This window comes from Mesorhizobium quangtriensis (genome assembly GCF_040081925.1).
Classification (GTDB): Bacteria; Pseudomonadota; Alphaproteobacteria; order Rhizobiales; family Rhizobiaceae; genus Mesorhizobium_K; species Mesorhizobium_K quangtriensis.
In genome coordinates this window covers 215,468-227,485 of sequence record NZ_JBEBMF010000001.1, presented here as the reverse complement: position 1 = coordinate 227,485, position 12,018 = coordinate 215,468, and the positions used below count along the sequence as shown (strand labels likewise).

Below are 12,018 nucleotides of genomic sequence, written 5' to 3'. Positions count from 1 at the left end.
ATGCCGCATTCTTGCGGCGCCCTAGCTTAAATCGGGCGTATGGTCAAACAAGCGACGATGCTCCTTGAGCGCGTAGGTGTCGGTCATGCCAGCCAGGAAATCCGCGACATCGCGCGCCTTGATGCGGTCCCCAGCGCGGTCCAGGCCCTCGCGCCAGCCCTCGGGCATACGTCGTGGCTCGGCGAAATAGGCGTCGAAGAGGTCAAGCACCACGCGCTCGGCGTCGGCCCGGACACGCATGACATCCGGCGCCCGGTAAAGGTGCTTGTAGAGGAACGCCTTGAGCTCCTTCTCCTGCTCGCCGAGCGCTTTGGAAAAGGTCACCATCGTCTCGCCGGCGTTGCGCACATCATCGGCGCTTTCCGGCTGCAGGCGAGCCAGACGGGCTGTAGTGGTTGTAATGACATCCTCGACCATGACCGTAATCTGGCGACGCATCAGTTCGTGGCCGACACGAACAGGGTCGAGATGTGGGTAGCGTTCGCGAACGCTCTTCAGGATGCCGACAGGGAGGCTAACGCTCTCCAGCATGTCCAGCGAGAGCAGGCCGGCGCGCAGGCCGTCATCGATATCGTGCGTATTGTAGGCGATGTCGTCGGCGATCGCGGCGCATTGGGCTTCCAGACTCGCATATTTGTCGAGCCACAGGTCGAATAACGCCGAAAAATCCCGGATCGCCTGCGGGACCGGCCCTTTCAGGCCCTTGCTCGAGGAGTCCGTTAGCGGGCCGTTGTGCTTGACCAGCCCCTCCAGCGTCTCCCAGCTGAGGTTGAGGCCGTCGAACTCGGCGTAGCGGCGTTCCAGCCGGGTCACGATGCGCAGCGACTGGGCGTTGTGGTCGAAACCGCCCCATGTCGCCATCTTCAGGTTCAGCGCATCCTCGCCCGTGTGGCCGAAGGGCGTGTGGCCGAAGTCGTGCACCAGCGCGATCGCCTCGGCGAGATCCTCGTCACAACGGAATGCCCGGGCGAGCGCACGGGCTATCTGCGCGACCTCGATCGTATGGGTCAGGCGTGTGCGGTAATGGTCTCCCTCGTGTGCGATAAAGACCTGCGTCTTGTGCTTGAGACGCCGGAAAGCGGTCGAATGGATGATCCGATCGCGGTCACGCTGGAAAGGCGTCCGGGTCGGGCTTTCCGGCTCCGGCTGCAGACGGCCGCGCGTCTGGGCGGGGTCGCATGCATAGGGCGCTCGGGGGCGATAGCCAAAGCCTATGTCGCCAAGCTCCGTCGTCATGGCTCCGCCCGTTGACTTGTCCCGCACTCGTTCATAGCTATGATGCAAACAGAAACGCAAGGTGACGCCGAGGGCGATACCATGGGCGCTGACGCCAAGACCACGATGAAAGTCGACGTGACCGACGCCGCCGCCAAGCGCGTGGCAAAGATCGTCGCAGGCGAACCGGGAAAGATTGCGCTGCGCGTGTCGGTCGAAGGCGGCGGCTGCTCCGGCTTTTCCTACAAGTTCGATCTGGTCGATTCCAGGAACGAAGACGACGTCGCCATCGAGAAGCACGGCGCAACCGTCCTGATCGACGACCTGTCGTTGGTCTATATGGGCGGCTCTGTCATCGACTTCGTCGACGACCTTATGGGCCAGTCCTTCCAGATCAAGAATCCCAATGCAGTCGCGTCATGCGGCTGCGGGACCAGTTTCTCCATCTGAGACAATCTGAAACTGTCTCCCGCGAGGCGCAATCGCGCGTCCGGCGCGTGCACATCATTTTCCGCGTAGGCGTATATCACTGATATATCTACAGTGGATCAATAATACCCAGAACTGTTTCAGCAGGTCAGGTTGGCGGCGTTCCGTTCTCGGCGAGGACAGCGCCCGCCAAATAGAGCGAGCCGCCAATAAGGATACGCGGCGCAATTTCCTTGCTATCCCACGTGTCGCGCAGCAGCATCAGCGCATTGGCGACCGACGCCACGGGTTCGGCTGAAAGACCCGCCTCCTGTGCACGAAGCGCGAGTTCCGTATTGGGAACGCCGGCCTCGGACATGCTGACCGGAACCGTGTAGACGTGCCGCGCCATGCCGTGGAAGGCGCGGAAATAGCCCGCCTGGTCCTTGGTGTTGATCATGCCTGCGATGAGGAAAAGTGGCCGGGGCTGCCTTTCCTCCTGCTCGACCAGCGCCTCGGCGACGACCATGCCCGCGCCGGGGTTGTGTCCGCCGTCGAGCCAGATTTCCGCGCCCTTAGGCGCAAGATCGACCAGATGACCATACTGCAGCCTTTGCATGCGCCCCGGCCACGAAGCGCTGCGCATCGCGCGCTCCGCCGCTGCGTGATCGATGTCAAAACCGGCCAGGCGCACCGCAGCGATCGCCGCTGCCGCGTTGGCGTATTGGTGACGTCCCGGAAGGATCGGCGACGGCAGATCCATCAGGCCATCGCTATCCTGATAGACCATCCGGCCGTTCTCCTCGTAGGCGAGGAAATCCTGACCGTAGATCTGGACCGGGCAGTCCAGCCGCTCTGCCGTCTCCTCCAGCACAATCCGCGCAGCATCGGTTTCCTGCGCGCCTATCGCCACCGGACAGCCACGCTTGATGATGCCGGCCTTTTCGGCCGCGATCAGTTCAACCCGATCGCCGAGATAGGCTTCATGGTCGAGCGAAACCGGCATGATGAGGGATACGGCGGGGCTCTGGATTACGTTGGTCGCGTCGAAACGACCGCCGAGCCCGACTTCGAGGATTACCGCGTCTGCGGGATGTTCAGCGAACAGCAGGAAGCCGACCGCCGTCAGGATTTCGAAGACTGTGATGGTTTCGCCGCGATTGGCCTCCGCCACCCGCGCGATGGTCTTGGCCAGCAACTCGTCATCCACTAGTCGCCCGCCCCCCTCGGCTGCGAGCCGGTAGCGCTCGTGCCAGTTGACCAGATGCGGCGAGGTGTGGACGTGGACCCGGTAGCCGGCCTCTTCGAGCAATGCCCGCGAAAACGCGGCAGCGGAGCCCTTGCCGTTGGTGCCGGCGATGTGGATGACGGGCGGGAGCTTAAGCTGCGGGTTGCCGAGACGATCCAGCAGCCGCGACACCCGATCCAGCGAAAGGTCATAGCCTTTCGGGTGCAGCGCCATGAGGCGCTCGATTTCCAGATCGGCCAGAAGGGTGGTCATTAGAGGTTCCAGGGCCGGGAATGCCGGCCATTTGCTAGACGCCCGGACGCGCTTCCAGTGCAGGGCGGGCCGGCGGCAGGATTTCCGGCTCGATCGGAGCAACCGGCATCGGCGCCTTCAGCAGGATCTTCAGCAGCCTTGCGATCGTCGAACGCAGTTCGAGGCGAGAGACCACCATGTCGACCATGCCGTGCTCCATCAGATATTCGGCACGCTGGAATCCTTCCGGCAGCTTTTCGCGGATGGTCTGCTCGATGACGCGCGGGCCGGCAAAGCCGATGAGCGCGCCCGGCTCGGCGATATGGACGTCGCCCAGCATGGCGTATGAGGCGGTGACGCCACCCGTCGTCGGGTTGGTCAGTACGACGATGTATGGCAGCCCGGCCTCCTTCAGCCGATCGACACCTACCGTGGTGCGCGGAAGCTGCATGAGCGACAGGATGCCCTCCTGCATGCGCGCGCCGCCGGACGCAGCGAACAGGACCAGTGGCCGCTTCAGGTTCAGCGCGGTCTCGAAGCCGTGGACGATCGCGTCGCCTGCCGCCATGCCGAGCGACCCGCCCATGAAGGCGAAATCTTGCACGGTCGCCACGACGGGCAGACCCTCGACCGACCCGGTCGCGTTCAGGATCGCGTCCTCGAGCTGCGTCTTGGACTTCGCGTCCTTGAGACGATCAGTGTAGCGCTTCTCATCACGGAACTTCAGCGGGTCGAGCGGCACTTTCGGATTTTCGAGTAGGGCATACTCGCCATTGTCAAAGAAGAATCTCAGCCGCTCCTTGGCCGAAATCTTCATGTGGTGGCCGGACGAGGGGATGACGTACTGGTTTTCCTCGAGGTCCTTGTGAAACACCATCTCGCCGCTCTCCGGATCCTTGATCCAGAGGTTTTCCGGTATGTCGCGTCGGCCGAGCATCGAGTTGATGCGGGGGCGGACGAAGTTGGTGATCCAGTTCATCGTGAAACAATCCCGTTTCGGGAGAAGATGGGAAGACTATTCGGCAGCAGCAAGGCGGGCAGAGCGAACGCCCTGCGCCAGCCCGCTGACCAGCGTCGCAACCGCCTCGGCCGGATCGGCGGTCTGGCCGCCCTTGGGATCGAGCACATTGGCGACCGCGTTGACGATGGCCGTCCCCACCACGACACCATCCGCTGACGCGCCGATCGCACGCGCCTGCTCGGCTGTCTTGACGCCGAAGCCAACGCAGACCGGCAGCGCCGTATGCGCCTTGATGCGCGTGACCGCGGTGCCGACCTTTGCCGTATCGGCAAGCGCCGACCCGGTAATGCCGGTCATCGAGACGTAGTAGACGAAGCCGGACGTGTTCTGCAGAACCTTGGGCAGGCGCTTGTCGTCGGTCGTCGGCGTGGCGAGGCGGATGAAGTTGATGCCGGCCTTCAGCGCCGGAATGCACAGTTCCTCGTCCATCTCCGGCGGCAGGTCGACCACGATCAACCCGTCTATGCCGGAAGCCTTCGCGTCGGTGAGGAAGCGGTCGACGCCGTAGATGTAGATCGGGTTGTAATAGCCCATCAGCACGATGGGGGTCTCGTCATCCGACTTGCGGAAATCTGCGGCCATGGCCAGCGTCTTGGCCAGCGTCTGCCCTGCCTTCAGCGCGCGCAGGCCGGCGGCCTGGATCGCCGGCCCGTCGGCCATGGGATCGGAGAAGGGCATGCCGAGTTCAATGATATCGCTGCCGGACTTGGGCAATGCCTGCATGATCCGGAGCGAGGTCGCGTAGTCGGGGTCGCCGCCCATGAAATAGGTGACGAGCGCCGGGCGTCCCTCGGCCTTCAGCTTCGCCATGCGGCGATCGATGCGGGTGTCGGCCATGATCAGATCTCCATGCCCATCATGCCGGCGACGGTGTGCACGTCCTTGTCGCCGCGTCCGGAGAGGTTGACGATGACGATCTGGTCCTTGCCCATGGTCGGCGCGATCTTCATGGCGTGGGCGACGGCATGCGCCGATTCCAGCGCCGGGATGATGCCTTCATATTTCGTGGTGACCTGGAACGCATCCAGCGCCTCATCGTCGAGGATGGGCACGTATTCGACGCGCCCGGTGTCGCGCAGCCACGAGTGTTCGGGGCCGACGCCGGGATAGTCGAGGCCGGCGGAGATGGAGTGGCCGTCGAGGATCTGGCCGTCGGCGTTCTGCAGGAGATAGGTACGGTTGCCGTGGAGGACGCCGGGCTTGCCGGCGTTCATCGAGGCGCAGTGCTCTATGCCGTCCAGGCCACGCCCGCCCGCCTCGATGCCGATGATCTTAACCGAACGGTCGTCGAGGAAGGGGTGGAACATGCCGATGGCGTTCGACCCGCCGCCGACAGCCGCGATGATGGCGTCGGGCAGGCGTCCTTCCTGTTCGAGAATCTGCGCGCGGGCCTCGGTGCCGATGACCGACTGGAAGTCGCGCACGAGTTCCGGATAGGGGTGCGGGCCGGCGGCGGTGCCGATCAGGTAGTAGGTGTCCTCGACATTGGTGACCCAGTCGCGCAACGCCTCGTTCATGGCGTCCTTCAGCGTGCCGTGGCCGGCAGTGACGGGGCGGACTTCCGCGCCGAGCAGCTTCATGCGGAAGACGTTGGGCTTCTGCCGCTCGACGTCGGTCGCGCCCATGTAGACGACGCAGGGGTAGCCGAAGCGGGCCGAGACGGTGGCCGACGCCACGCCGTGCTGGCCGGCGCCGGTCTCGGCGATGATGCGCTTCTTGCCCATGCGCTTGGCGAGCAGGATCTGGCCGAGGCAGTTGTTGATCTTGTGCGAGCCGGTGTGGTTCAGGTCCTCGCGCTTGAAATAGATCTTCGCGCCTCCGAGATGCTTCGTCAGGCCTTCGGCGAAATAGAGCTTCGACGGCCGGCCCGCATAATGCGTGGAGAGCGCGGTCAGTTCGGCCTTGAAGGCAGGGTCGGTCTTGGCCTTTTCCCACTCCTGCTCGAGCTCGAGGATCAGCGGCATCAGCGTCTCGGCGACGAAGCGGCCGCCGAAAATGCCGAACATGCCCTGCTCGTCGGGACCGGTGCGGAAGGAATTGGGCTCTAGTGGCTTGTTCATGGCGTTTCCCGGATGGGCGGCCCGTTCCTGCCGCCGGTCGATTTCGATTAGCCTTTTCGAGGGCCGGGGCGCAAGCTAAACGCCGTTTTTCTCCAGCTCTGCCTCTACGGCCCGGAAGAACCGGCGGATCAGCGCGGGGTCCTTGACGCCGGGCGCGCTTTCGACGCCGGACGAGATGTCTATTCCGGCGGGGCGGACCCGGCGCAGAGCCTCGCCGATATTGGCGGCGTTCAGCCCGCCCGACAGCATGTAGTCGATATCCGGGTCGAGCGCGGCCAGCACCGTCCAGTCGAACGGCACTCCGTTGCCGCCGGGAAGCTCGGCCCCCTTGGGCGGCTTGGCGTCGAACAGGAAGCGGTCGGCGATGCCGCGATATGCGTCCAGCCCGGCGAGGTCGGCCGCGTCGCGCACCGAGAACGCCTTCATCACCGGCAGGCCTGAGCGCGTCTTTACGGCAGCGACGCGCTCAGGCGTCTCATGGCCGTGGAGCTGCAGCATGTCGGGCGCCATCGCGGTGACGATCTCATCTAGGAAGGCATCATCGGCATCGACCGTCACGGCCACGGCTTTTGCGCGACCGGCCGCCGGCTTGCGCAGCCGTCCGGCCTCGGCGGGCGCGATGTTGCGCGGGCTTTTGAGGAAAAAAATGAAGCCGACATGCGTCGCGCCGCCCGCCAGCGCCGCCTCCAGCGCCTCGGCCGTCTTCAGCCCGCATATCTTGATGTCGAGTGCCATGGCGCGGGAAGTGGCATGAAACGGCGGGAAAGTCGAGGATTCCGCCCGCGGGTGGCCTCTCGCACGGCCGTGCGCTCGCTTCCCGCCCGCGCACCAACTTTCCTTCGAGGGATCAGGCTGATAGAAGGCCGCTTTCAGTTCCGCAGGGTTCTCGCATGGCATCGCGTTCGGCAAAGGTCAGCCGCAAGACCAAGGAAACCGAGATTTCGGTTGCCCTCGACATCGACGGCATGGGCAAGGCCGAGATGGCTACCGGGGTCGGTTTCTTCGACCATATGCTGGACCAGCTCTCGCGCCATTCCCTGATCGACATGACGATCAAGGCAAAGGGCGACCTGCACATCGACGACCACCACACGGTGGAAGATACCGGCATCGCGATCGGCCAGGCGCTGTCCAAGGCGATGGGTGAGCGGCGCGGCATCATGCGCTACGCTTCGCTTGACCTCGCCATGGACGAGACGCTGACGCGTGCGGCGATGGACGTGTCGGGCCGGCCATATCTGGTCTGGAACGTGACGTTTCCGTCGCAGAAGATCGGCACCTTCGACACCGAACTGGTGCGCGAGTTCTTCCACGCGCTGGCCCAGAATGCCGGCGTCACGCTGCATGTGACCAATCACTATGGCGCCAACAGCCACCATATCGCCGAGACCTGCTTCAAGGCAGTGGCGCGCGTGCTGCGCGCATCGCTGGAGCGCGACCCGCGCCAGCCGGACGCGGTACCCTCCACCAAGGGCAGCCTGAAGGGGTAATCCGATGGCCATCTATGTGGTGATGGAGCCGCCCGGAGCGAGCGAGGACGAGGCGGCGGAGCGCGCCGTCATGGTGCGCGACGGCTTTTCGCTGATCGCCTTCATCCTGCCGCTGGTCTGGCTTTTGTGGCATCGGCTCTGGATCGAGGCGTTCGTGGCCTTCGTCGCGAGCGTTGTTTTGATGGCGCTGGGCGAAACGACGGGCTTTGCCTTTGCGGGTGCTGCCCTGTCGCTGCTGGTTTCGCTGTTCGTGGCGCTGGAAGGCCCGGCGCTGCGCATCGCCGCCCTGCGCAGGCGCGGCTGGTGCGAATGGGGCGTGGTCGAGGGTGACAGCGCGGCCGAGGCGGAAATCCGCTATCTGGCCGGCGAGGATGAGGGACGGGTTGCCGGGCCGTGGACAGCTGAACCCCGCCCTGCCCCGGCGTGGCCGGCTTCGACAGCTGCCGCGCATACAGGTCCGGCGCTCGGCCTGCTCGGCTATCCCGGAAGACACTGACATGCGTGTCGCGATCATCGATTACGGCTCGGGCAATCTGCGCTCGGCCACCAAAGCCTTCGAGCGCTCGGCGCGCGAAGCGGGCATCGACGCCGAGATCGACCTGACGGCGGATGCCGAGCGGGTGCGCTCGGCCGACCGCATCGTGCTGCCGGGCGTCGGCGCTTATGCCGATTGCGCGGCGGGCCTGCATGCAGTCGATGGCATGTGGGAGGCGGTCGAGGAAACGGCGGTTCGCAAAGGCCAGCCGTTCCTCGGCATCTGCGTCGGCATGCAACTGATGTCGGAGCGCGGGCTGGAGAAGGTCGTCACCGACGGATTCGGCTGGATCAAGGGCGACGTGACGGAGATCACGCCTTCCAACCCGGCGCTGAAGATCCCGCAGATCGGCTGGAACACGATCCGGCTGACGCGGCAGCACCCACTGTTCGAAGGCATCCCGACCGGCGAGGACGGCCTGCACGCCTATTTCGTCCATTCCTACCATCTCGATGCGAAGAACCCGGCCGAAGTGCTGGCGGTTGCCGACTATGGCGGGCCGGTGACGGCGGCGGTGGCGCGCGACAATCTTGCGGGAACACAGTTTCACCCGGAAAAGAGCCAGGCGCTGGGTCTGGCGCTGATCGCGAATTTTTTGCGCTGGAAGCCCAGATGACCGACGCGCCGGCAAAGAAGGGCTACTGGATGGGCATGGTCGACGTGACCGACCCTGAAAACTATCCACGCTACATCGCTGCCAACAAGGCCGCCTTCGACAAGTATGGCGCGCGATTCATCGTGCGCGGCGGTCGCGGCGAGGTGCTTGAGGGGCCGATGGCTTCGCGGCTGATCGTCATCGAGTTCGACAGCTACCAAACCGCGCTGGATTGCTATCGTTCGCCAGAATATCAGGAGGCGCTAAAGTTACGACAGGCCTATTCGACGGCTCATATTGCCATCGTGGAGGGCGTATGACGCTCGGCCTGTCCGCCTGGACCGATTTCCTTGCCGCGGTGGCCGGCGCGACGGCGGCGCTGCTCGGGCTGTTCTTCGTATCGCTTTCGCTGAACCTCGAGAAGGTGCTGGCCGGCAACGGGCTGACCGAACGCGCCGAGCAGGCGCTGATCCAGTTGCTGGCGGCCCTAATGGTTGCGCTGTTCCTCCTGATGCCGGGTTTGAGCCTGTTCGTCGCCGGAAACGGCGTGCTCGTCATCGCCGCGGTCACAGGCGTCATGGGCACCTTGCTGGCGGCGCGAAGCCTGAGGCGCGCCAAGGGCTACGCGCGCGTCTACACGGCCAACCTCGTGCTGTTCGAACTGGCGATCCTGCCGTGGCTGGTCGGCGGCGTGCTGCTCATGGCCGGCAATGCCGACGGCGCGTACTGGCTGGCGGCCGGCATCTGTCTTTCTATCGCCAAGGCCGCCTTCGATTCCTGGGTTTTCCTCGTCGAGATCAACCGCTGATGATCCTGTTTCCCGCCATCGACCTGAAAGACGGCCAGTGCGTGCGCCTGAAGCTCGGCGACATGCAGACGGCCACCATCTACAACGAGGATCCGGCAGCGCAGGCAAAAGCCTTCGAGGATCAGGGGTTCCGCTGGCTGCACGTCGTCGACCTGAATGGTGCCTTCGAGGGCAAGAGCGTCAACAGCGCGGCGGTCGGCGCGATCCTGAAGGCGACGAAAAACCCCGTGCAGCTGGGCGGCGGCATCCGCACCCTGGACCAGATCGAGGACTGGCTGGATCGAGGACTTGCGCGTGTCATCCTCGGCACGGTGGCGGTGCGCGAGCCGGAACTGGTGAAGCAGGCCTGCCGCGAATTTCCCGACAGGATTGCCGTCGGCATCGACGCGCGCGGCGGCAAGGTGGCGGTCGAGGGCTGGGCTGAGGCGTCGAGCCTCGGCGTCGTCGAACTGGCGAAGAAGTTCGAGGGCGCCGGCGTCGCGGCCATCATCTACACAGACATCGACCGCGACGGCGTGCTGACCGGCCTCAACTGGGACTCGACCATTGCACTCGCCGACGCCGTGTCGATCCCGGTCATCGCGTCCGGCGGGCTGGCCTCGCTCGACGACATCAGGCGCATGACGCTCCCCGATGCGCGCAAACTCGAAGGCGCAATTTCCGGCCGCGCACTATATGATGGACGTATCGATCCGGCCGAGGCGCTTGCGATTTTGCGCGATACCGGGAAAGGCGACTGACGTGAAGCTATCCATCATCCTCGCCCCCTACGACAGCGGTCGCCGCGACCACGGCTTCGGCAAGGGACCGGAGGCGCTGATCTCGGGTGGGCTGGTCGAGACGCTGACGATGGAAGGGCACGACGTGGCGGTCGAGGAGATCGGGTCCATCAAGGGGCTGGACGATCGCGAGATCGCGACCGGCTTCGCCGTCTGCAAGGCGGTGGCCGAAAAGGTCAGCGCCGCACGCAAGGCGGACCGCTTCCCCGTCGTGCTGGCCGGCAACTGCCTCACCGCCTGCGGATCGGTAGCCGGCGAAGAAGCGGATTCGATCATCTGGTTCGATCAGCACGCCGACATCAACACGCCGGAAACCTCCGCCCACGGCTTCCTCGACGGCATGGCGCTGGCGACCGCGCTCGGGCTCTGCTGGCGGCCGATGGCCTACACCATCCACGATTTCCGCCCGATCGAGCCGGCCAAAAGCATGCTGGTCGGCGCCCGCGATCTCGATCCCGAGGAAAAGGTCGTGCTGGGAAGCCTGCCTGTGATCCGCGCCGAGATGACGGACGCGGCCGAAAAAGTAGCGGAGCTCAAGGCGAAGGACGTGAAGCGGACGCACATGCATATCGATCTCGACGTGCACGACCCGGACGAACTGCAGGTCAACCGCTATGCCCAGTCGGGCGGACCGACGCCGGTGCAGGTGCGCGACGCCGCCACCTGCATGGCGCGCTCGGCCCCGATCGTCGGTCTGACGCTGACCGCCTACGATCCGGCCTTTGACGCCAAGAGCGAAGTGCCGCCGGTCGTCGGCCATCTGCTGGTCGATTTCCTGGCTGCGATGGAGCAGGCCTGATGCTCAAGGCGCGCGTCATCCCCTGCCTGGACGTCAAGGACGGCCGTGTCGTCAAGGGCGTCAACTTCGTCGACCTGATCGATGCCGGCGACCCGGTCGAGGCGGCGACCGCCTATGACGCGGCGGGCGCGGACGAGCTTTGTTTCCTCGATATCACGGCCTCTTCCGACAACCGCGAGACCATCTTCGACGTGGTGGCGCGCACGGCCGAACGCTGCTTCATGCCGCTGACGGTGGGCGGCGGCGTGCGGGCCGTTGGCGACATCAGGAAACTTCTGCTGGCCGGGGCCGACAAGGTGTCGATCAATACGGCTGCGGTGAAGAACCCGGAATTCGTGGCGGAAGCGGCCGACAAGTTCGGCAACCAGTGCATCGTCGTCGCCATCGACGCCAAGAAGGTTTCGGCGCCGGGCGAGACTGAACGCTGGGAGATCTTCACCCATGGCGGCAGGCAGGCGACCGGCATCGATGCGATCGAGTTTGCACAAAAAGTTGTTGACCTTGGCGCGGGCGAGATCCTGCTCACCTCGATGGATCGCGACGGCACGAAGGCCGGCTATGACATCGCGCTGACCCGCGCCATCGCCGACGCGGTGCGCGCGCCGGTCATCGCATCGGGCGGCGTCGGCACGCTGAACCATCTGGTCGAGGGCGTGCGCGACGGTCATGCGACCGCGGTGCTCGCCGCCTCGATCTTCCATTTCGGCACCTATTCCATCAGCGAGGCCAAGGCCTTCATGTCAAAGGCCGGTCTGCCGATGCGTCTGGACTCTTTTGCTGCGGCGCAATAAACGGCGCGCAGTGCGGGGGTAATAAGGGACGGGGACT

The 12,018-nt window shown here is 64.9% G+C and carries 15 protein-coding genes; 9 read left to right on the top strand and 6 right to left on the bottom strand.

All coding sequences use genetic code 11. The annotated features are described in order from the left end of the window. Positions 1–21: 21 nt before the first annotated feature. The gene (locus ABMA32_RS01145) at positions 22–1,236 is read right to left on the bottom strand and encodes a deoxyguanosinetriphosphate triphosphohydrolase (protein ID WP_349011896.1); all 1,215 of its coding nucleotides are present in this window, start codon (positions 1,234–1,236) and stop codon (positions 22–24) included. Between the two features lie 81 nt (positions 1,237–1,317). On the opposite strand from ABMA32_RS01145, the gene erpA reads away from it, so the two are divergent. Further along, positions 1,318–1,665 (top strand): iron-sulfur cluster insertion protein ErpA, encoded by a 348-nt coding sequence (gene erpA, locus ABMA32_RS01140; RefSeq protein WP_349011895.1) that lies wholly within the window; start codon positions 1,318–1,320, stop codon positions 1,663–1,665. Positions 1,666–1,792: 127 nt separating this feature from the next. Here erpA and ABMA32_RS01135 read toward each other — a convergent pair whose 3' ends face one another. The 5 genes from ABMA32_RS01135 to ABMA32_RS01115 form a co-directional block, all read right to left on the bottom strand. Next, positions 1,793–3,124: a bifunctional folylpolyglutamate synthase/dihydrofolate synthase gene (locus ABMA32_RS01135; RefSeq protein ID WP_349011894.1), complete on the bottom strand. Its 1,332-nt coding sequence runs from the start codon at positions 3,122–3,124 to the stop codon at positions 1,793–1,795. A gap of 34 nt (positions 3,125–3,158) precedes the next feature. Then, entirely contained in the window at positions 3,159–4,082 is a 924-nt protein-coding gene (gene accD, locus ABMA32_RS01130; protein WP_349011893.1) for an acetyl-CoA carboxylase, carboxyltransferase subunit beta, read from the bottom strand. Positions 4,083–4,118: 36 nt separating this feature from the next. Beyond that, positions 4,119–4,961, bottom strand: a complete 843-nt coding sequence (gene trpA / locus ABMA32_RS01125) for a tryptophan synthase subunit alpha (protein WP_349011892.1) — start codon at positions 4,959–4,961, stop codon at positions 4,119–4,121. Between the two features lie 2 nt (positions 4,962–4,963). Continuing rightward, entirely contained in the window at positions 4,964–6,184 is a 1,221-nt protein-coding gene (gene trpB, locus ABMA32_RS01120; RefSeq protein WP_349011891.1) for a tryptophan synthase subunit beta, read from the bottom strand. Positions 6,185–6,259: 75 nt separating this feature from the next. After that, positions 6,260–6,919 carry a phosphoribosylanthranilate isomerase gene (locus ABMA32_RS01115; RefSeq protein ID WP_349011890.1) on the bottom strand — a complete coding sequence of 220 codons (660 nt, stop codon included), beginning with the start codon at positions 6,917–6,919 and terminating at the stop codon, positions 6,260–6,262. 155 nt (positions 6,920–7,074) lie between these two features. Between ABMA32_RS01115 and hisB the strand changes: the two genes are divergently transcribed. The 8 genes from hisB to hisF are packed head-to-tail and all read left to right on the top strand — an operon-like array spanning position 7,075 to position 11,981. Next, positions 7,075–7,674, top strand: coding sequence for an imidazoleglycerol-phosphate dehydratase HisB (hisB, locus tag ABMA32_RS01110; protein ID WP_349011889.1), 600 nt, complete (start codon positions 7,075–7,077; stop codon positions 7,672–7,674). A 4-nt stretch (positions 7,675–7,678) separates the two neighbouring features. Next, entirely contained in the window at positions 7,679–8,170 is a 492-nt protein-coding gene (locus ABMA32_RS01105; RefSeq protein WP_349011888.1) for a DUF2628 domain-containing protein, read from the top strand. Position 8,171: 1 nt separating this feature from the next. After that, complete coding sequence (gene hisH, locus ABMA32_RS01100) at positions 8,172–8,825, top strand: imidazole glycerol phosphate synthase subunit HisH (protein WP_349011887.1); 654 nt, start codon at positions 8,172–8,174, stop codon at positions 8,823–8,825. Beyond that, positions 8,822–9,124 carry a DUF1330 domain-containing protein gene (locus ABMA32_RS01095; protein WP_349011886.1) on the top strand — a complete coding sequence of 101 codons (303 nt, stop codon included), beginning with the start codon at positions 8,822–8,824 and terminating at the stop codon, positions 9,122–9,124. The genes hisH and ABMA32_RS01095 overlap by 4 nt, the downstream gene beginning before the upstream one ends. Further along, on the top strand, positions 9,121–9,612 hold the full coding sequence (locus ABMA32_RS01090; RefSeq protein ID WP_349011885.1) for a hypothetical protein: 492 nt from the start codon (positions 9,121–9,123) through the stop codon (positions 9,610–9,612). The genes ABMA32_RS01095 and ABMA32_RS01090 overlap by 4 nt, the downstream gene beginning before the upstream one ends. Further along, the gene (gene hisA / locus ABMA32_RS01085; RefSeq protein ID WP_349011884.1) at positions 9,612–10,352 is read left to right on the top strand and encodes a 1-(5-phosphoribosyl)-5-[(5-phosphoribosylamino)methylideneamino]imidazole-4-carboxamide isomerase; all 741 of its coding nucleotides are present in this window, start codon (positions 9,612–9,614) and stop codon (positions 10,350–10,352) included. The genes ABMA32_RS01090 and hisA overlap by 1 nt, the downstream gene beginning before the upstream one ends. Before the next feature lies 1 nt (position 10,353). Continuing rightward, a complete protein-coding gene (locus tag ABMA32_RS01080; RefSeq protein ID WP_349011883.1) occupies positions 10,354–11,190 on the top strand; it encodes an arginase family protein in 837 nt (278 codons plus the stop codon). Further along, positions 11,187–11,981 (top strand): imidazole glycerol phosphate synthase subunit HisF, encoded by a 795-nt coding sequence (hisF, locus tag ABMA32_RS01075; protein ID WP_349013293.1) that lies wholly within the window; start codon positions 11,187–11,189, stop codon positions 11,979–11,981. Before ABMA32_RS01080 ends, hisF begins: the two co-directional genes overlap by 4 nt. Positions 11,982–12,018: the final 37 nt, after the last annotated feature.

What these genes read in the sequence shown, in the direction of transcription:
- ABMA32_RS01145 (WP_349011896.1), bottom strand. Translation starts at nt 1,236, where the DNA reads ATGACGACGGAGCTTGGCGACATAGGCTTTGGCTATCGCCCCCGAGCG.
- ABMA32_RS01105 (WP_349011888.1), top strand. Translation starts at nt 7,679, where the DNA reads ATGGCCATCTATGTGGTGATGGAGCCGCCCGGAGCGAGCGAGGACGAG.
- ABMA32_RS01115 (WP_349011890.1), bottom strand. Translation starts at nt 6,919, where the DNA reads ATGGCACTCGACATCAAGATATGCGGGCTGAAGACGGCCGAGGCGCTG.
- ABMA32_RS01135 (WP_349011894.1), bottom strand. Translation starts at nt 3,124, where the DNA reads ATGACCACCCTTCTGGCCGATCTGGAAATCGAGCGCCTCATGGCGCTG.
- hisH (WP_349011887.1), top strand. Translation starts at nt 8,172, where the DNA reads ATGCGTGTCGCGATCATCGATTACGGCTCGGGCAATCTGCGCTCGGCC.
- trpB (WP_349011891.1), bottom strand. Translation starts at nt 6,184, where the DNA reads ATGAACAAGCCACTAGAGCCCAATTCCTTCCGCACCGGTCCCGACGAG.
- trpA (WP_349011892.1), bottom strand. Translation starts at nt 4,961, where the DNA reads ATGGCCGACACCCGCATCGATCGCCGCATGGCGAAGCTGAAGGCCGAG.
- accD (WP_349011893.1), bottom strand. Translation starts at nt 4,082, where the DNA reads ATGAACTGGATCACCAACTTCGTCCGCCCCCGCATCAACTCGATGCTC.
- erpA (WP_349011895.1), top strand. Translation starts at nt 1,318, where the DNA reads ATGGGCGCTGACGCCAAGACCACGATGAAAGTCGACGTGACCGACGCC.
- hisA (WP_349011884.1), top strand. Translation starts at nt 9,612, where the DNA reads ATGATCCTGTTTCCCGCCATCGACCTGAAAGACGGCCAGTGCGTGCGC.
- hisB (WP_349011889.1), top strand. Translation starts at nt 7,075, where the DNA reads ATGGCATCGCGTTCGGCAAAGGTCAGCCGCAAGACCAAGGAAACCGAG.
- ABMA32_RS01095 (WP_349011886.1), top strand. Translation starts at nt 8,822, where the DNA reads ATGACCGACGCGCCGGCAAAGAAGGGCTACTGGATGGGCATGGTCGAC.
- ABMA32_RS01090 (WP_349011885.1), top strand. Translation starts at nt 9,121, where the DNA reads ATGACGCTCGGCCTGTCCGCCTGGACCGATTTCCTTGCCGCGGTGGCC.